Annotated in this window: 10 protein-coding genes; 3 read left to right on the top strand and 7 right to left on the bottom strand. The window is 73.6% G+C overall.

Going from position 1 to position 19,241, the window contains the following annotated elements:
- Window positions 1–86: 86 nt before the first annotated feature.
- A complete protein-coding gene (locus E5225_RS17020; protein WP_166435877.1) occupies window positions 87–2,474 on the bottom strand; it encodes an ATP-binding protein in 2,388 nt (795 codons plus the stop codon).
- A gap of 307 nt (window positions 2,475–2,781) precedes the next feature.
- On the opposite strand from E5225_RS17020, the gene E5225_RS17015 reads away from it, so the two are divergent.
- The gene (locus E5225_RS17015; RefSeq protein WP_166435876.1) at window positions 2,782–5,079 is read left to right on the top strand and encodes an endo-1,4-beta-xylanase; all 2,298 of its coding nucleotides are present in this window, start codon (window positions 2,782–2,784) and stop codon (window positions 5,077–5,079) included.
- A 473-nt stretch (window positions 5,080–5,552) separates the two neighbouring features.
- Window positions 5,553–7,352, top strand: coding sequence for an endo-1,4-beta-xylanase (locus tag E5225_RS17010; protein WP_166435875.1), 1,800 nt, complete (start codon window positions 5,553–5,555; stop codon window positions 7,350–7,352).
- A gap of 82 nt (window positions 7,353–7,434) precedes the next feature.
- Here E5225_RS17010 and E5225_RS17005 read toward each other — a convergent pair whose 3' ends face one another.
- The 6 genes from E5225_RS17005 to E5225_RS16980 all read right to left on the bottom strand — a co-directional run bounded on the left by E5225_RS17005 (window position 7,435) and on the right by E5225_RS16980 (window position 17,643).
- Window positions 7,435–9,102: a glycoside hydrolase family 27 protein gene (locus E5225_RS17005; protein ID WP_166435874.1), complete on the bottom strand. Its 1,668-nt coding sequence runs from the start codon at window positions 9,100–9,102 to the stop codon at window positions 7,435–7,437.
- A 134-nt stretch (window positions 9,103–9,236) separates the two neighbouring features.
- Complete coding sequence (locus tag E5225_RS17000) at window positions 9,237–11,408, bottom strand: cellulase family glycosylhydrolase (RefSeq protein WP_208012443.1); 2,172 nt, start codon at window positions 11,406–11,408, stop codon at window positions 9,237–9,239.
- Between the two features lie 49 nt (window positions 11,409–11,457).
- A complete protein-coding gene (locus tag E5225_RS16995; protein ID WP_136225576.1) occupies window positions 11,458–13,488 on the bottom strand; it encodes a family 43 glycosylhydrolase in 2,031 nt (676 codons plus the stop codon).
- A gap of 229 nt (window positions 13,489–13,717) precedes the next feature.
- The gene (locus E5225_RS16990; RefSeq protein ID WP_135973136.1) at window positions 13,718–15,055 is read right to left on the bottom strand and encodes an FAD-binding oxidoreductase; all 1,338 of its coding nucleotides are present in this window, start codon (window positions 15,053–15,055) and stop codon (window positions 13,718–13,720) included.
- A 37-nt stretch (window positions 15,056–15,092) separates the two neighbouring features.
- A complete protein-coding gene (locus E5225_RS16985; RefSeq protein ID WP_135973135.1) occupies window positions 15,093–16,070 on the bottom strand; it encodes a pseudouridine synthase in 978 nt (325 codons plus the stop codon).
- Between the two features lie 142 nt (window positions 16,071–16,212).
- A complete protein-coding gene (locus E5225_RS16980) occupies window positions 16,213–17,643 on the bottom strand; it encodes a glycoside hydrolase family 10 protein (protein WP_166435937.1) in 1,431 nt (476 codons plus the stop codon).
- Between the two features lie 237 nt (window positions 17,644–17,880).
- On the opposite strand from E5225_RS16980, the gene E5225_RS16975 reads away from it, so the two are divergent.
- A complete protein-coding gene (locus tag E5225_RS16975; protein ID WP_135973134.1) occupies window positions 17,881–19,173 on the top strand; it encodes a cation:proton antiporter in 1,293 nt (430 codons plus the stop codon).
- Window positions 19,174–19,241: the final 68 nt, after the last annotated feature.

The raw sequence follows: 19,241 nt of genomic DNA, 5'->3' as shown, positions 1-19,241 counted from the left end.
GCATCGGTGGCGGTGCACGGACAGGCAGATGAACCGGCAGGAACCGGGGCGGAACTGCCGGAACCGGCGAAAGCGGGGCGCTCCGGTCAGGGGGCGGTCGAGCCCCTCGACGCGCGCTCGCGCAGCAGCCGCCCCTGCTCTCCCTCGATCTGCGCGGCCAGCTCCGAGGCGCGCTCCCAGGTCGCGAGCGCGCGGTCCCGGCGGCCGACCCGCTCGTACAGGTCGGCCGCGACGAGCAGGGACTCGGCCTCGAACCGGGTCGCCGCCAGCTGCGCGAACAGGTCGGCGGCCACGTCGAGGCGGCGGATCGCCCCCCGGAGGTCGCCCTGCTGCGCGTCCGCCTCGGCCGCCGCCAGCAGCGCGCGCGCCAGGCCCCGCGGGTTGCGCTGCTCGCGGAACCCGTCGGCCGCCTCCTGCGCCTTGCGCAGCGCCGGCTGCGGGCTGTCGAGGCGCAGGAGGTTGCGCGCCCGCCACAGACGGACGAACCCGAGGCCGTCGGCCGCCTGGACGTCCGCCCCGTCGGCCACGAGCTGCGCCAGGTGCCCGTCCTCGGCCTCGCGCAGCTCGTCCTCCGCCTCCGCGAACCGCCCCGCCTCGTGCAGGACGACGCCGAGGTAGAACCGCGCGTGCGCGGTGCCCTGCACGTGGCGGGCGCCGGCCATCAGGCGCACCGCGTCACGGCACCGTGCGATCGCCTCGTCCGGCTCCTCGCGCACCTGGAGCCAGCTCAGGTACATCAGCGCCCACGCCTCCTCCTTCCGGTCGCCCGCCTCGCGCGCGATCGCCCGCGCCGACTCGTGCTCCGCGACGGCCGCGGTGCGCCGGCCCGCGCAGATGTGCAGCGCCCACCCCAGGTAGTTGCGCTGCTGCGCCTCGTGCGCGCGCAGTCCGCCGGCCCGGGCCGCCTGCACGCCGAGCGTGAACACCTGCGGCCAGACCTCGGCGGCGTGGTGGCGGTCCGAGTACCAGTGCATCGCCTCGCAGACGTCCACCACCAGGGCGTACCGGCCCTCGTGCGCGGCGCGGTGCAGCGACGCGAGCCACTGCGCCGACTCCAGCGCCAGCCAGCGCGCCGCCTCGTCCCTGCTCCCCGGCGTCCACCCGCCGTCCCACCGCCGCAGCCGGGTCTGCACGGTCTCGTCAGCGTCGAAGTGCGCCCCGGCGCGGATCGTCGTGACCAGCACGAAGTCGTCGAGCCGGAGCCGGGCGGCGTCGCGCTCGGACGCGGGGTCGGCCGTGAGCTTGCAGGCGGCGAAGATCCGGGTGAGGTCGTGCAGCCGGTACCGGTCCGGGCCGGTCGACTCGATCAGGCTCGCCTCCACCAGCTCGTCCAGCGGGCCGTCCGCCGCGCACCGGCCGGTGCCGAGCAGGGGTGCGCTGAGGCCGCCGTCGAACTCGCCGGTCGCGAGCAGGGCCAGCCGCCGGAACAGGGTCGCCGCGCGCCCGCTCAGCTGCCCGTACGACATCTCGAACGGTCCCCGCACGCTCAGGTCGCCGGCCTTCAGCTCGCTCAGCCGCCTGCGCTCGTCGGCGAGCCGGTCGACGAGCTGGCGGAGCGTCCAGTGCGGCCGGCTCGCCAGCCGGTTGGCCGCGACCCTCAGGGCCAGGGGGAGCCGCCCGCAGGCCGCGGTGAGCAGGCCCACGGCCTCCGGCTCGGCGTCGCAGCGCTGCGACCCGACGATGGACTCCACCATGCGGCCGGCGCCCGCCTCGTCGAGCACGTCCAGGAAGACCCGGTCGGTGACGTGCAGCCCGGCCAGCCGGCGCCGCGCGGTCACCAGGGCGAGCGAGCCGCCGACCGGCAGCAGCTGCCGCACCTGCGCCTCGGACGCCGCGTCGTCCAGGACCAGCAGGACGCGGCGCCGGTGCAGCTGCGCCCGGTACAGCGCCGTGCGCTCCTCCAGCCTGGTCGGCAGGCCCGGCCCGGCGCCGAGGGCCACGAGCACCTGCCCGAGGGCGTCCGCGGGCGACAGCGGGGCGGCATCGGCACCGTGCAGCGAGACGAACAGCTGCCCGTCGGGGAACCGGTCCGCCAGCGCGTAACCCGCCGCGACCGCCACGGCCGTCTTGCCGACACCGGGCTGCCCGCTGATGAGGACCACGCCGCCCGGGCGTCCGTCGTCGTGGGCGGAGACGCCGGCGACCAGCGCGGCGAGCTCGGCCTGCCGGCCGGCCAGGACCGGCGGGGGCGGCAGGGAGCAGAAGCCGTCCGACGTGGTCCCGGGATCGGCCGCCACCCCGGCGGCCGCCAGGAACTCCCGCGCGCGGGCACCGGCCAGCCCCAGCCCGGCAGCCAGCAGCTGCGCCGACTGACGTCGGGGTCGGCCGACCCGGCCGCGCTCCAGGTCACGGATCGCCCGGACGCTCACCCCCGAGCGTTCGGCCAGCGACTCCTGGGACATGCCCCGGTGCTCCCGGGCGGCGATCAGGAGGCGCGCGAACTCCTGATCCTCGGGGCGGGTCGGCGGCTGCACCGGTTCAGCATGCCCAAGATGTCCGGTATGGGGCCGGGCCGTCCACCCCGCCGACACGGCCTCTGCCGGGGTCCCCATCGCGGCTCGCGCCACGCGTCGCGTGTGGCCTTGACAGTGCCTCGCGCCTCCGGCGACGCTGGCAACGCCACGTGCAACGTTGGCAATGTTGCCACCACCCTCCCCGCGCAACGGTGCGCCGGGCATCACTGGAGGTCCCATGTCGGATCCGCGACGAGAACTCACGGCGAGCGGACGGGGGCGCCCCTCGCGGCACCCCCGCCGGGGGCGCAGGGTGATGCGGCCGGTCGTGGCCGGCCTGGTCGCCGGCCTGATGACGCTCACCGCGCTGGGGACCGGGCACGCGGCCGTCGCGCCCCCCGAGCCGGAGCTCCCGCCCCCCGGGCAGACCTTCGAGCACTACCCGCCGATGAAGGAGGTCTACGCGGACTACTTCTCCTTCGGCATCTTCGGCCGCGGCGAGATGAACGGCCTCATCCACAACTACGCGTCCTACACGCCGGGCAACGAGATGAAGCCCGAGAGCACCCAGCGGGACAAGGGCGTCTTCACGTTCGACGCGGCGGAGGCGGCCTTCGCCGAGCACGCGGCGCGCAACCCCGACCTGGCGTTCTACGGCCACACCCTCGCCTGGCACTCCCAGACGCCGACGTGGATGTGGGACGCGCCCCCGGCCCGGTTCGACCAGCCGGGCACGTTCGACCGCGCGGTGGCGCTGGAGAACCTGAACACGCACATCGAGACGGTGCTCGGGCACTTCGGCGAGCGCCTGGTCGCGATCGACGTGGTCAACGAGGCCGTCGGCACCGCGAACCCCGCCGACTGGCGGGCCTCGCTGGCCAAGGGCGAGGGCTGGTACCAGGCGCTGGGCGCCGAGTGGGTCGAGCTCGCCTTCCTCAAGGCGGCCGAGGTGGTCGACGCCAACGGCTGGGACGTGAAGCTCACGTACAACGACTTCGGCCTGGACTCCCCGGCCAAGGCCCGCGTCGTCTACGAGATGGTCAAGGACATCAACGCCCGCCACGCCGGCGTCCGGCCCGACGGCAAGCCGCTGATCGAGGTCATCGGCATGCAGGGCCACTACGGCCTGGCCACCGACGTCGCGGACGTCGAGGAGAACATCCGGCTCTTCGCGACGCTGGGGAACGTCGAGGTCAACGTCACGGAGATGGACATCGCCCTGCCGCCCGGCGAGCTGACGCCCGAGAACGAGAACAACCAGGGCATGAAGTACGCCGAGCTGTTCCGCATCTACCGCGACTACGCGGCCGGCCCGGCCAACACGACCGGCAACCCCAAGGTCGTCACCGCCGTGAAGCTCGCGGGCGTCCGCGACGTGGTGACCGGCTGGAAGGGCGGCGAGTTCGCCATGCCGTACGACTACGACGGCAACGCCAAGCTCGCGCTCCTGGGCATCCTCTACCCGGACGAGTTCCTCGCCACGCACGAGTACATCGACACCACGGGCGGCCAGGAGCCCGCTCCCGTCCCCGGCGTGCACGTCTTCGACACCTCGGCCGGCGACCCCTGGAGCGGGGCGAACATCGTCCTCGGCGACGACGCGTCGGCGTGGCCGTGGTCCACGACGGACGACGGCGAGGTGGCGTTCCGGCCCGAGCCGGGCGCGACCTACCGCGTCACGGTGAACTACACCGCCAAGGGCACGACGGCGATCCGGGTCCGCTGGGTCAGGGACAACACCAACGGCGGCTACACGAGCGCCGACGGCGCGCTCGTCAACGCCCACCCGTACGCCGCGAACCAGGTCGCCACGCAGCTGCCCGCGTACTTCAACAGCGGCATGGTGAACATGGGCAGCTACGACCTCGTCAGCGAGATCACGATGGACGGGTCGCAGCCGGCCGACGGGCTGATCGGCAACATCGGCGTCCGCGGGGGCGGGGGCGGCAACGCCTTCTCGATCAACCGGATCACGGTGGAGCGGGTGTCCCCGGCCGGCGACGAGGTCCTCGTGACGTGGCCGGGCGCGGTCGCCCCGCCGGCCACCCCGCCGGCGGCGCCCACCGACGTGCGGGCCACCGCCGGGGACGGAGCCGCGACGGTGTCGTGGACGCCGCCGGCCGAGGACGGCGGCAGCCCGGTCACCGCGACGACCGTCACCGCGTCGCCCGGTGGTGCGACGTGCACGACCGACGCGACGTCGTGCGAGGTCACCGGCCTGACGAACGGCCGCGCGTACACGTTCACGGTCGTCGCGACGAACGCCGCGGGCGACTCCGCGCCGTCGGCACCGTCCGCGTCGGTGACGCCGTCGGCGCTGCCCGGCACGCCGCGCGCGGTGGCGCTCACCGTGTCGGGGCAGGCGCAGTGCGTCGACGGGCGGCCGCGGGTCACCGTGCACGTGCGCAACGCCGAGCGGGTCCCCGTGGTCGTCGCCGCGACGACCCCGTGGTGGACGGTCGCGGGGACGGTCCTGTGGCCGGGGGCGTCCTTCGAGCACACGTGGACCGCGCCGGGGACGAGCGTCGCCGCAGGCCACGTCAACGTCACGGGCGTCAAGGTCGCCGGGTGGCAGGGCGCCCTGACGACGTACCAGGCCGGGCACGCGGGCGCCGTCTGCGGCTGAGCCGGACCGGCGTCGGGCGGAGCACCGGTCCCCGCGGGGGCCGGTGCTCCGCGTCGGCGTGCCCGCACCCGCGCCCGCACCCGTCCGGCGGCGCCGAGGGCGCCCCGGCCGGCGCGCGCGGGCCCGGCGCCGTCGCCCTTGACGCCCCCGGGGGGCCTACCTAGCGTGTCACCCACACGGCCTACTGACCGGTGTGCGTCGACGACGACGCCTCCACCGGTGAAGGCGTGATCGCGCTGTGCCCGGGGTGGCTGTCGACGACGTCAGCGAGGGGTCCCGGGACTCGTGCGCAGGGACGTGCCAGACGTCGGCGCGACGGCAGATCTCCGCCGCGGCACCGGCTCCGAGCGGGACAGCGAGAGGAACCTCAGATGACTGGGCTTGCCACACGACGGCGTGCGGGTGCACCAGGGGCGGGGCCACGGGACGGCCGGCGCCGGGCGGCGCGGTGGACGGGAGCCGCCACGGCGCTCGTGCTCGCGGCCGTCGGCCTCGCCGCGCCGGCCCAGGCCGCCGCCCCGGACGACACGTTCGAGGTCGACATCCGCGTCTCCGGGCGCGGGACGGTGACGGGGGAGGGCAGCTACGAGGCCGGTGAGACCGTCGTGCTGACGGCGGACCCGGGCAGGTCCCACGTGTGGGGCGGCTGGACGTCGCCCGAGCTCGGGTGGATCGGGGCGCGCGTCGACTCGTTCACGATGCCCGCGGAGGACGTCGTGCTCGAGACGACGTTCCGGCGCGAGATGGCTCCGCTGAAGCACGTCTACCGGGACCACTTCGACGTGGGCAACATCTACTCGGGCCCGCAGACCTACGCGGCGGGGTCGCCGAACTCGGCGACGGTCGAGCGGCACTACAACGTCATGACGGCCGAGAACAACATGAAGCCGGACCAGCTGCTGCCGAACGACAACATCGACCCGGAGACCGGTGAGTTCACGTTCGACTTCGCCGCCGCGGACGCCTTCGTCGACCAGACCCTCGCGCGCGGCATGAAGGTCCACGGGCACGTGCTCGTCTGGCACGGCCAGTCGCCGGCCCGCATCAACAGCGGCACCACGGGCGGCACCCGCGCGCAGGCACGGGCGAACATGGAGCGCTACATCCAGGAGGTGCTCACCCACTTCCGTGGCCGCGCCGTCTCCTGGGACGTGGTCAACGAGGCGTTCGTCGACGGGCTCGCGGAGTTCGACCCCGAGACCGAGGACTGGCGCGACTACCTGCGCGGCGGCCCGAACGGCGGCTGGTCCAACTGGTACGCGGCCTACGCCAACGGCGCGGACACGGCGGCCGGGGAGAGCCCGGCGGACTTCCTGTACGACGCGTTCGTCCTGGCCCGCACGTACGGGCCGGAGACGCGGCTCGTGTACAACGACTTCAACGTCTTCCAGTCCGAGGGCAAGGCCCAGGCGATCGTCGCGATGGCCACGGACCTGAACGAGCGGTACGCCGCCGAGCACCCCGAGGACCCGCGGCTGCTCGTGGAGACGATCGGCCTCCAGTCGCACAACTACATCAACCAGACGCCGGCCTTCGCCTGTTCGGACCACACGCGCCTGCCCCGGCTGTCCGACGACGCCGCCGCCGAGTGGCAGCCCGGGGCGTGCTCCGACGCCGCCTCGGTGGAGCGGTCCCTGCAGATGATCATCGAGGCCGGCATGACGGCCGACATCAGCGAGCTGGACCTGCAGGTGTGGGAGGCGTGGAACGGTCAGCCGGAGGGTGACGACCGGGCGGCGTACCGCGACCTGACCGACCCGTCGGTCAAGGACCGGATCTCCCGCGGCGAGTTCGACTACTGGGTCGGCAAGATCAGCAACCGCGCGGAGCTGGAGCGCATCCAGGCGCAGCGGTTCGCGGAGTACTTCGCGGTCTACAAGAAGTACTCGCAGGACATCAACCGGGTGACCTTCTGGGGCCTGACGGACCAGCTCAGCTGGCGGTCCACCCACAACCCGCTGCTGCTCAACAGCGACTTCTCCGAGAAGCTCGCTGCGGCCGCCGTCGCCGACCCGGAGCGCTGGCTCGGCGTCCGCAGGCCCATCACCGACACCTCGACGCTCGAGGAGACCGTCGCCGAGGCCTCGGCGCTCGACCTTCGCGGTCACACCTACACCGGCAAGACCGTCGCCGCGGTGAAGAAGGCGTTGGGCCGCGCGAACGCCGTCCTGGCCAGGGGCGGCACCCAGGCCCAGGTCAACGAGGCGACCGCCGCGCTCGCGGACGCCGTCGCCCGGCTCGAGCCGAAGGGACCCACGCGCCCGAGGTCATGACGGAAGGCCGCCACGTCGGGGTCCCCGCGGCGCAGGAGCGGACGACGCTCCTGCGCCCGCGGGGACCCCGACCGCGTCGGTGCTACCGCCGCGACCAGACCTGGTTGGCGGAGCCGCTGCAGTGCCACAGCAGCACGGCGGTGTTGTTCGCCGTGAGGTTGCGGTCGACGTCGAGGCACAGCCCCGACCGGGCGCCACGGACGGTCCCGTCGGCCTGCAGCGTCCACTGCTGGTTGTTGCCGCCGTTGCAGTCCCACAGCTGCACGGGCGTCCCCGCGGTGGCGTCGAGCGGGGCGTCGAGGCACTTGCCCAGCGAGCGCAGGGTCCCGTCGGTCTGGCTCCACACCTGGTTGGCACCGGTGCCGCAGTCCCAGATCACGAGCCTCGTGCCGTTCGTGGTGACGCTCGCCGGGACGTCCAGGCACCGCCCCGACGCGGCGCTGACCAGCCTGTTCCCGGTCGGCGGCGGCGGCGGCGTCACGTCACCCCCGGGCGTGACCCGGTAGAGCGCGGCTCCGTGCGCGGGGACCTGGGCCGCCAGCGACCCGGTGGTCGACCCCGTCGCACCGGTCCACAGCTCGCGGTAGGAGTGCGACCCGGCGCCGAGCCCGACCTGGGCGAGCGTGGTCGAGATCGCTCGCGTGCCGCCGCCGCGGTTCAGCAGCGCGACCGCCACCGAGCCGTCCGAGAGCGGCTTGGCCCACACCTCGGCGTCGCCGTCGTCGCGCACGCGGTCGGCCTGCCGCACGAGCGCGTCCTGGTCGATCGCGATCACGTCGCGGTTGGTGAGGATCGCGCGCACGTCCGCGGTCATGGAGCGGATGTCGTTGCCCGCGATGAGCGGTGCGCTGAGCATCGCCCACATGGTCATGTGGGCGCGGTTCTCGGTCGGCGTCAGGCTGCCGCGCACCCCGACCATGAGCATGTCCGGGTCGTTGTACTGCCCCGGCCTCGTCCACTCACGCATCGGCTCGATGATGTCGAGCGCCTCGGTGATGCCGACGAAGCAGTCGGCGCTCGGGGCGCACCCCGTCGACCAGGCGTCGTCCAGGTCCTCGGACGTCCGCCACATGTCCGCGAAGCCACCCCAGCCCGAGTACGTCGGAGCCGTGTTCGCGTGCGCGCTGTTGGGGTTGATGGAGTAGACGATCGGGCGGCCGGTCGCCTTCAGGGCCGCGCCGAACCTCGCGAACAGCGTGGCCTGCTCGGTGACCGAGCCGCGCGGGTCGCACCAGTCGTGCTTGACGTAGTCGACGCCCCAGGACGCGAAGAGGTTCGCGTCCCTGGTCTCGTTGCCGTTGGACGACGTGCCGGGCCGGTTCCCGAAGTACTGGTCGCAGGTCTTCTCCCGCGGCGCGTGGTAGATGCCGAACTTCAGCCCCTTGCCGTGGATGTAGTCGCCCAGCGCCCTCATCCCCGAGGGGAACCGGTCGGCGCGGGCCTGGAGGTTGCCCGCGGCGTCACGCGTGTCGCGCATCCAGCAGTCGTCGACGACGACGTACTGGTAGCCGGCGGCGGCCATCCCCGAGCTCACCATGGCGTCCGCCGTCTGGCGCACCATCTGCTCGTTGATGTTGCAGTAGAACGTGTTCCAGCTGTTCCACCCCATCGGTGGCAGCGGCGCGGGCTCCTGGACCGTGGGCGGCGGGGCGGCCGCGGCGGGGCCGACGCCCCCTGTGAGGCCGGCACTCGCGAGGGAGAGAAGCGCCAGGCAGGCGACGGCCCAGCGACGAGCGACTGCATTCGACACGGTGCACTCCTTTGTGCGGGCACGCCCGGCGGGCGTGCTGTGAGCGTTAACAATCACGACCGCCGTGTCCCCGTGCGCCGCCCGCGAGGGAGGGCCCCGTCAAGAGGCGCGGGGGAGCGGCGGGGGGCGCCGGCTCATCCCGGGCTGCCCACCACCGACGTGCCGGACCTGGTGATCTCGTAGGTGACCTGCGCCCCGCTCCAGAAGTGGAACGTCAGCGTGACCCGCCCGTCCCGGACCTCGGCGAAGAAGTCCTGCGTGAGCAGGATGGTCCCGGCGTCGGCGTCGGGCCGGAAGGTGCTCCAGAACTCCTTGTAGGACGTCCAGGACGCGGGCCCGGCGTTCGAGCCGTCGTCGTACCGGGCCTCCATGGTGGCGAGCGTGTCCCCGCGGAACTGCGTGGGGATGACGAACGAGGCGGTGCTGCCGGTCGCGGCGCCCAGGGTCGGCGTGTCGGCGGTGATGATGCTGATCCGCCACGGCACGCCCTGGGAGAACCGGGCCTCGACGGTCGCGTTCACCCCGTACCGGCGGTCGCCGGCCAGCCGGGACAGGGCCGAGGCGGTCAACGTCAGCCGGTCGCCGTCGACCGTGTAGTCGCTCCCGCGGACCAGGTCCGCGCCGTCGTGCCGCAGCCCCTGGAACGTGGTCCCGTTGAGGTTCAGGGTGAGCGAGCGGGCGGTGACGGCGCCGCTGCCCGGCAGGTACACCTGGTCCGACGACGCGGTGCCGGAACGCTCCGTCCAGCTCGCCCGCATCATGGCGTGCACGCCCGCGTCCCGCCACGCGAGCGCGTTGCGGTCGAGGAACTGGCCGGCGTCCCAGACCATCGTCGTCAGGCCGCGGGTGCGCGCGTGGTACCCGACGGCCTCGAGGTACTTGAGGAACTCCCCGCGCTGGATGATGCCCGGGCGGGTGTGGTCCCACGCGAGCAGGGCCCACTCGCCGATGATGACGGGGATGTCGCGCTCGACGAACGTGCTGGTCACGCGGTCGAACGAGCTGACGAGGTCCTGCTCGACGTCGCTGCTGTACCGCGTGCCGCCGGCGATGTTGACGCTGAAGGGCCACCATCCGTAGAAGTGCACGGTCGCGGCGAGGTTCGGGTCGTCGAGCTCGTCGATCGTCGCGGCGAGCGCGTCCAGGCGGGGCTGCTCGCTGCTGGTGTGCAGGGTCGGCAGGACGAGCAGCCGGGTGGCGTTGCCCCCGCCGGAGCCGCGGACCCGCTCGACGAAGTCGGTGTTGAGCTCCTGCACGAGCACGTCGCCCTGCTCGTCGGCGGTGTCGGTGAACTGGGGCTCGTTGATGCTCTCGAACACGAGCCGCGACGAGTGGTCGCGGAACCTGGTCGCGAGCTGGTCCCACAGGGCCTGGTACCGCTCGAGGACGGCGGCCTTGTCGGTCGGGTACGAGTCGGCCCACTCCCAGGAGTCGTGGTGCAGGTTGAGCATCACGTAGAAGCCCTCGTCCAGGGACCAGTCGACGATCTGCTCGACCCTGGCGAGCCACGCCGGGTCGATCGTGTGGTCGGGCGCCGGGCCGAGGTGACCGTTCCAGGTCACGGGGATGCGGATGCTGTTGTAGCCCTCCGACCGGACGTGGTGCAGCAGCTCCCGGGTCGTCAGCGGGTTGCCCCACGCGGTCTCGTCCGGGATCGCGTCGAGCGTGTTGCCCAGGTTCCAGCCCGGCTGCATCGCGGCGACCGTCGCCATGGCGTCGGCCGGTTGCGGTGACGTGGTCGGCCGCGGCGACGTGGTCGGCGTCGGCGTGGGCGACGCGGTGGCCGTGGGCGACGCGGTGGCCGTCGGTGACACGGTGGCCGTCGGCGACGCGGTCGCCGTCGGTGACGGTGATGCGGTCGGCGACGGCGACCCGCCCACCTGCCCGGTGCACGCGACGCCGTTGAGGGTGAACGCCGCCGGCGCGGCGTTGCTGCCGGTCCACGTGCCGTTGAAGCCGAACGAGACCGTGGCGCCCCTCGGCACGGCGGCGTTGTAGCCCGCGTCCGCCGCGACGACCCGGCTGCCCGACGCCGTGGTCGTCGCGTTCCACGCGTGCGTGACGCGCTGCCCCGACGGGAAGGTCCACGCCAGCCGCCAGCCGCGCAGGGGGTCACCGAGGTTGGTGACCTTCACGTCGGCGGTGAAGCCGCCCGGCCACTGCGACGGCACCGTGTAGTCCACCCGGCAGCCGGCGGCGGCGGCGCTGACCGCCGTCACGCCGCCCCCGAGCAGCAGCGCGGCCAGGGCGCCGACCATCAGGATGAGGCGCATGCGGACCCGTCCGCCGTGCCGCGCAGTGATCACGAGATCCTCCTTGCTGCTCCAGCGGTCCCGGGTCCGGGCTCGCGCCCCGTCAGGGTGTGGTCAGGTCGAAGCTGCGGACCGTCACGGCGCCGCCGAGCGCCTGGGTGGCGTAGTTGAAGATCCCGAACCGGTAGCCCATGAAGAACTCCCACTGGTTGTTCAGGACGAACGCGGGGCCGAGCGGCACGAAGGTGGAGCCGTCGGTGCTGTAGGAGAAGGTCGCCGTCCGGCCCGAGCCGGGACGGATGTCCGCCCGCGCGCGCAACCAGACCCGGCCGCCGGACACGTCGGCCGAGGCACGCTCGACCCCTGTGCCGGTGGTCGCCCACGAGCTGTTCATCGTCAGCCCGTCGGTCATCACCACGCGCGTGGTGCCGTTCCGCCTGACCACCCCGATCCAGGCCGACGACTGCCGCAGCATCGCGAGCCCCGACCGGTCGCCCTCCGCCATCGCGGAGTGGTCGAGCTCGATCGTCGCCGTCGACGTCGGGCCCTGGATGCGGTGCGTGAGGGTGTTGCGGGCGCTGTACAGGTCGTTCGTCACGGTCGCGGTCTGCAGGCGGAGCCCGTTGCCGACGCTGAACCGGCCGGTGTCGGGGTTGTGGTTCCACTCCCACCGCGGGCCGAGCCTCGTACCCGTGAAGGTGTCCTTCCCGATCATCGAGCTGACGGTCCTGGTCGTCGTGATGTTCGGGCGGGCGTACGTGGTGCCCCAGCGTCCGTTGACGGTCTGCAGGACCGGCCAGCCGTCGGAGCTCCAGCTGATCGGGGCCAGCGTCGGCACCCGTCCGCCGGGGTACGCGTCCGTGAAGGCCATGTACCACCAGTCGCCGGCCTGCGTCTGGACGAGACCGCCCTGGTGCGGCACACCGCCGCCGGAGATCGGGCCCGGCAGGTCGAGCAGCACCTGTCGCATCTCGTACGGGCCGAACGGGGAGCGCGACCGGAGCACGTACTGGCCGTTCGCCGGCCGGGTGAGCCAGATGTAGTAGTAGCCGTCGCGCTTGTAGAACCGGGCGCCCTCGAGGGTGCCGACGTTCGACGGCGTCTGGAACACCTGCTGCGCGCGCACCTGCGCGGTGCCGTCGGCGTTGAGCTGCGCCACGCTGATGGTGCCGTTGCCGTACGCGACGTACATCGTGTCGTCGTCGTCGACGAGCAGCCCGGCGTCGTAGTAGCAGTTGTTGATGCGGGCCTTCTTCGTCCACGTGCCGTCCACCGCCGACGCGGTGTAGACGTACGTGCGGTTGAACTCCGTGCAGCCGAGCCAGTAGTACGTGCTGTTGCTGCGGCGGTACCCCAGCGTGGACGCCCAGATGCCCTTGACGTACTTGCGGCCGCCGGTGAGGTCGTACCCGCTGTCGTCGAAGTCGAGCCTGGGCACCGAGTGGCCGGCGTACTCCCAGTCGACGAGGTTGTACGAGCGCAGGATCGGCGCACCGGGCGAGTAGTGCATGGTCGACGCGGAGTAGTAGTACGCGTCGCCGACGCGGATGATGTCGCCGTCGGCGAAGTCCTGCCAGACGACGGGGTTGGTGAAGGTCCCCGTGGAGGGCGGGGTGGGCGTGGTGGGCGTGGTGGGGGTTCCGCCGTCGACGCGGACGAGCCGCCACTGCTGGTTGGCGCCGCCCCAGCTGCTGTATTGCACGATGTTCCCGCCGTCTGCCGTGGAGGCGTTCTGGACCTCGAGCGCCTTGCCGCTGTTGCGGTTGACCAGCATGACGTACCCGTCGGTGGTGTCCTGGAGGCGCCACTGCTGGTTGGCGCCGTTGGTGTCCGACCACTGCACCACCGGGGCCCCGTCGGCGCCGGACCATCCCGAGACGTCGAGGACCTTGCCCGAGTGCTTCGACCTCAGCCGGTGGTACCCGTCGCCCGAGCTGACGAACTGCCACTGCTGGTGGGCGCCGTCCCCACGGGTCCACTGGGTGATCCGGGCGCCGTCGGACGTGGCGAGGTTGTAGACGTCCAGCACCTTGCCGCTGTTGCGGTTGACCAGCACGTACGCCGCTGCCGGGTCGACGGTGGCCGCCGTCGCCGCCGGGGCTGCGACGACCGCGACCCCGCCGAGCACGGTCATGGTCAGCACGAGGCAGAGGGCTGCCCAGCGCCGCCGTGCGCGCGCTCGGGGGAGGGGGCGGACCCTCGCTGGACGTCGTCGTCGTCGCGCATCACGGTCTCCTGCTGCCGGGGAGGCTCGTGCCCCGGGGGGCTGTGAGCGCTCACAATGGAAGACCCGCTCACTGTGGCACGCGTCACGCCCGGTGTGACCCGTGCAAACGATTAGGCAACGTCGCGAACGGCCGGCGTCAGGTCGCGGACGCCTCGGCCGGCGGGACGTTCTGGTTCAGCCGGAAGACGTTGTCCGGGTCCCAGGCCGACTTGACCTGCTGGAGCCGCGCGTAGGTGGCGGCCCCGTACGCGCGCTGCACGCGCGCGGCGCCCTCGGCCCCGAGCGCGTTGACGTACACGCCCACGCTCCACGGCTCGATCGACGCGGCGAGCCGCCGGCACGTCGCGGCACGGCGCTCGTCGTCGGCCGGGTCGTCCCACGCGGCGCCGACGCCGTACTCGAACCACGCGTCGCGGTGCGCGAACGCCGTCGCGTCCGGGGCGACGTCCGCGATCGCGCCGCCGTAGGCGACGAGGTCCGCCCCTCCCACGTCCGCCTCCGCGTGGGCGAGGAACGCCTCCAGCGCGGCGTCGGGCAGCTCGCGGACGTAGTGGCTCTTCGCGTAGCGCCGGGAGCCGTGGGCCGTGGCGGCGTCGGACCGGCGCTGCAGGTCGAGGTAGCTCATCGGCGTGACGCGCCGGGCCAGGGGCGTGCCGAGCGCGTCGAGCCGCGCGACGAGCGGCCCGGCCTCGTCGGGTGCTCCGACCCAGACGAACCCGAGCGTGAGCGGTCCGCCGGCGCGCACGTCCGCGACGACGGTCGCGCGCCGCGGTGCGTCCTGCGCGAGGGCAAGCCATGTCCGCAGCGCGTCGAGCCCGCCGGCCGGGTCGAGGTCGACCTCGGCCGTGAGCGCCTGCGTGCCGACGTCGTGCAGGGCGAGGTCGAACCGCGTGACGACGCCGAAGTTGCCCCCGCCGCCGCGCAGCCCCCAGAACAGGTCGGGGTTCTCGGCGGCCGTCGCGCGGACCAGCCCGCCCTCGGCGGTGACGACCTCGTAGCCGAGCACGTTGTCACAGGTCAGGCCGAGCTGCCGGGCGAGCCAGCCGACGCCCCCGCCGAGCGCCAGCCCGCCGATGCCGGTGTGCGACACGATCCCGGCGGTCGTCCCGAGCCCGTACGGCTGCGTGGCCGCGTCGAGCGACCCCAGCAGCGCCCCGCCCTGCACCTGCGCGGTGCGCGCCCCCGGGTCGACGACGACCCCACGCATCCGGGACAGGTCGATCATGAGCCCACCGTCGGGCACCGCCCACCCCGCCGCGCTGTGGCCGCCGCACAGGACGCCGAGCGGCAGCCCGAGCTCGCGCGCGACCCGGACCGCGGTGCGCACGTCGTCGGTGCCGGCGCACCGGACGACGTACGCGGGGCGGCGGTCGACGGCGCCGTTCCAGACGGCGCGCGCGGCGTCGTACCCGGGGGAGTCCGGGAGGAGGACGTCGCCCTCGAACGTGGCGGGCAGCGGTGCGCGCGTGGGCATGTCACCACTCTGGCGGCTGCCCGCGGGCGCGCCAAGGTCAGGGTGGGGGCGATCTGCGCGAGCGCGGGGCCCGCTCCGCATCCCTGGGTGCGCCGTCCTCCGCCGGCAGCGGCAGCGACCGCACGCTGCGGAAGCGCCGGCGCCGCCCGTCGACCGGGTCGGTGAACGCGACCTCGGCGGCCAGGAGCTGCAGCGGGTCGCGGAAGTCGTCCACGGCGACGTCCCGCACCACCGGGTACAGCGGGTCGCCGACGATCGGGATGCCGAGGCCGTCCAGGTGGACCCGCAGCTGGTGGGTGCGCCCGGTGCGCGGCGTCAGCCGGTACACCCCGCGGCCGTCGGCCTCCCGCTCCAGCTCGACGCGCGTCTCCGCGTTGACGGGTGCACCGGGCACCACCTCGGCACGTGGGGTGCCGCGCTCCTTGTGGATGTGGTCGCGCACGACCGTCGGCAGGGCGAGGTCGGCGCGCAGCGGCGCGAGCGCCCGGTACGTCTTGTCCACCGCCCGGCGCTCGAACGCCGTCTGGTAGGCGCCGCGCCAGCGCTGCTCGGTCGCGAGCAGGAGCAGCCCCGACGTCACGCGGTCGAGCCGGTGCAGCGGCGAGAGCTCCGGCAGGTCCAGCTCGGCGCGCAGGCGGACCACGACGCTCTGCACCACGTGCCGACCCCGGGGGATCGTCGACAGGAACGGGGGCTTGTCGACGACGACGAGGCGCTCGTCGCGGTGCACCACGTGGATCTCGCCCGGCACCACCGGCTCGTCGCGCAGGTCGCGGTGGAACCACACGTGCCGGGCGGGCGCGTACGGGTCGTCGTCGCGCAGCGCGCGGCCGTCCTCGTCGACGAAGCGGCCCTGCGCGAGCATCCCCGCCACGTCGACGCCGTCCCGGAGGCGGCCGCGCAGCCACGCGCCCATCGTCGGCCACGGGTCGGGGGTCGCGCGGACGCGGGGCGGGGTGCACAGGTGGGCGGCCGCGAGCCCGTGGCGTGCCGGGAGCGGGGAGCGCGGTGGCACCGGTCGATCGTACGAGGCGTCGGCCGGCGCGTTCCGGGCGGCCCACCGGTAGCCGTCCCCGGGCAGACGTGACGACGGCGCCGCACCCGGTCGGTGCGGCGCCGTCGTCGTGGCCGGCGGGGAGCCGGTCAGGTGGAGCAGGTCAGCTGCAGCTCAGCGCTCCCGCGGCGGGTGCGCTGCCGTTGCCGATGAACCCGAAGGACGTCGACTGGCCGGCTCCGACGGAGCCGTTGTACGGCGCGTTCGTCACGACGCTGCCGGCGAGGACGCCGTTCCACAGGTTCGACGTCGTGACGCCGCCGGGCAGGGTGACCCGCCATCCGTTGAGAGCGGACGAACCGGCCCGCACCGTGACGGTGGCCTGGTAGCCGCCGCCCCAGCTGTTCGCGATCGTCAGTGCCGCGGAGCAGGTGCCGCTGGGCGGCGGGGTGACCGGCGGCGGGGTCGTGGGCGGGGGCGTCGTCGGCGGCGGGGTGACCGGCGGCGGGGTCGTCGGCGGGGGGCTGGTGGGCGGAGGCGTCGTCGGGTTGGTCCCGGGTCCGCTGTTCAGCGTGTCGAGGACCGCGGTGTACGCCGCCTTCTTGTTGCCCTGGCCGTCGAAGAGCAGCGGCGTGCCCGAGGCGCGCCACGAGTCGGTGTCCCGCACGCCCCACACCGTGATGCCGGTGCAGCGGGAGACGTTGAGGCACGCCTGGACGACGCGCCGGTAGCTCTCCGCCTGCGCGGAGCCCGAGCCCTCGATGTCGAGCTCGGTGATCTGCACGTCCACGCCGAGCGCGGCGAAGCTCGACAGGGTCGTCTGGTAGTTGCTCGGCACCGGGCTCTGCGCGTTGAAGTGCGACTGCAGGCCGACGCAGTCGATCGGGACGCCGCGCGCCTTGAAGTCGCGGACCATGTTGTACACGGCCTGCGTCTTCGCGTGCGTCCAGTCGTCGGTGTTGTAGTCGTTGTAGCAGAGCTTCGCGCCGGGGTCGGCGGCCCGGGCGGCGCGGAAGGCCGCCTCGATCCAGTCGTTGCCGGTGCGCTGCAGGTTGGAGTCGCGGCGGGCGCCGGACGAGCCGTCGGCGAAGGCCTCGTTCACGACGTCCCAGGCGTAGATCTTGCCGCGGTAGTGCGTGGCGACCTGCGTGACGTGGTTGAGCATGGCGTTGCGCAGCGCCGTGCCGGACATGTTCTGCATCCAGCCCGGCTGCTGCGAGTGCCACGCCAGCGCGTGCCCGCGGACCTGCTTGCCGTTCTGGAGCGCCCAGTTCACGATGCGGTCGCCGTTGGTGTAGTTGAACTGGTTCTGCGACGGCTCCGTCGCATCCATCTTCATCTCGTTCTCGGCCGTGATCATGTCGAACTCACGGTTCGCGATGGTCGAGTAGGTCGAGTCGCTGAGGCGGTTCGCGGCGATCGCCGTGCCGAAGTAGCGGCCGCGGTCGTTGGCCGCGTCCTGCAGCGTCGAGCCGGCGGCCTGAGCCGGGATGGCGGCCGCGGCGGTCGCCGCGAGGGTCAGGGCGGCGAGGACGGCTGCGCCTCGAGCGCCGGGGCCGCGCCTGCTCCCTCGTCGGAGCATGGGTAGGGACATCGTTCCTCCTTGGTCGGCCGACCGCCGGGTCCACGCTGAGCCGGTCGGCGGAGGCACCCACCCTCCGACGCCGGGATGTATCGGTCAAGGCACGTAATCGGTACAGTTTCCGCAGATTTCGGGCGTCCCGGCGCGTCGGGGGCGTCCAGACCGGCCGCGCAGTCCCCGCGACGGTGCCGCGCCACCCCCGTAGGCGGTCGGCGCGCCCGCTGCCGAATCCGCCCATACCGTGTGCAGGTGTTCCCCGTCGACGGCCCAGCCGCGATCTTCCTCGCCGTCGGCGTGGCCACCCTCGCCGCGGCCGTGCTGCCGCGTCTGCTGCGCCGGGCGCCGGTGTCGATGCCGGCCGTGTTCCTGGCGATGGGGGCGCTGGGGTTCTGGCTGCTCCCGCAGCTGCCGGACCCCAGCCCGACGGAGCACCCGGACATCGCGCTCCACCTCACCGAGGTGTGCGTGATCGTCTCGCTGATGGGCGCCGGTCTCGCGATCAACCGTCCGTTCTCGTGGCGGTCGTGGGGCACGACCTGGCGCCTGCTCGCCATCACCATGCCGCTGTCGATGGTCGCCGTCGGAGTGCTCGGGTGGGCGGTCCTCGGCCTCGGTGTCGCGAGCGCCATGCTGCTGGCGGCGGCGCTGGCGCCGACGGACCCGGTGCTGGCGACGGAGGTCCAGGTCACCGAGCCGGTGGACGAGCCCGGGACGCAGGACGACGAGGCACGCTTCGCGCTGACCTCGGAGGCCGGCCTCAACGACGGGCTCGCGTTCCCCTTCACCTACGCCGCGATCGCGGTCAGCCTGTCGGGGCTCGCCCCGGGCGGCTGGCTCGGCCGCTGGGTCCTGCTCGACGTCGTGTGGCGGCTGAGCGTGGGGGTCGCCCTCGGCTTCCTCGTGGGCTGGCTGCTCGGTCGCCTGTTCTTCTCCTCGTTCGCCGAGCGGCTGCGGATCACCGAGCACACGCAGGGCTTCGTCGCGCTCGCGGCGATCTTCCTCGCGTACGGCGGGGCGGAGATGGCCGAGGGGTACGGGTTCGTCGCGGTGTTCGTGTGCGCGGTCGCGCTGCGCGGCACGGAGCGCGAGCACGAGTACCACAAGGTGCTGCACGCCTTCGTCGAGCAGATCGAGCGGCTGCTCACGGTGGCGGTGATCGTGCTGCTGGGCGGGGCGCTCGTGCGGGGGGTGTTCTCCGGGCTCGGCTGGGCAGAGCTCGGCGTCGCCCTGGTCTTCCTGCTGGTGGTTCGGCCCCTCACGGGGTGGGTGGCGCTGCGGGGCGGTCGCACCGGGCCGCGCGAGCGTGCGGTGGTCGCGTTCTTCGGCGTGCGGGGGGTCGGGTCGCTGTTCTACGTGGCGTACGCCGTGCAGGAGGGCGAGTTCGCGGACGCCGATCGGCTGTGGGGCGTCGCGGCCCTCGTGGTGGTCGCGTCGGTGCTGATCCACGGGGCGGCCGCCACCCCGGTGATGCGCGCGCTGGACCGCCGGCGCGAGCGCCACGCCCGCGTGGCGGGGGAGGACCCCGCGACCACGCCGGTCTGAGGTCCGCCCGCGCGCAGGGCTGGCCGCCGGGGCCGTCGCACGGCTACGGTCTCGCCGTCACCGAGGAC

Origin of the sequence: Cellulomonas shaoxiangyii, from assembly GCF_004798685.1 — a bacterium.
GTDB lineage: Bacteria > Actinomycetota > Actinomycetes > Actinomycetales > Cellulomonadaceae > Cellulomonas > Cellulomonas shaoxiangyii.
This window is presented reverse-complemented; position numbering and strand designations above follow the sequence as displayed.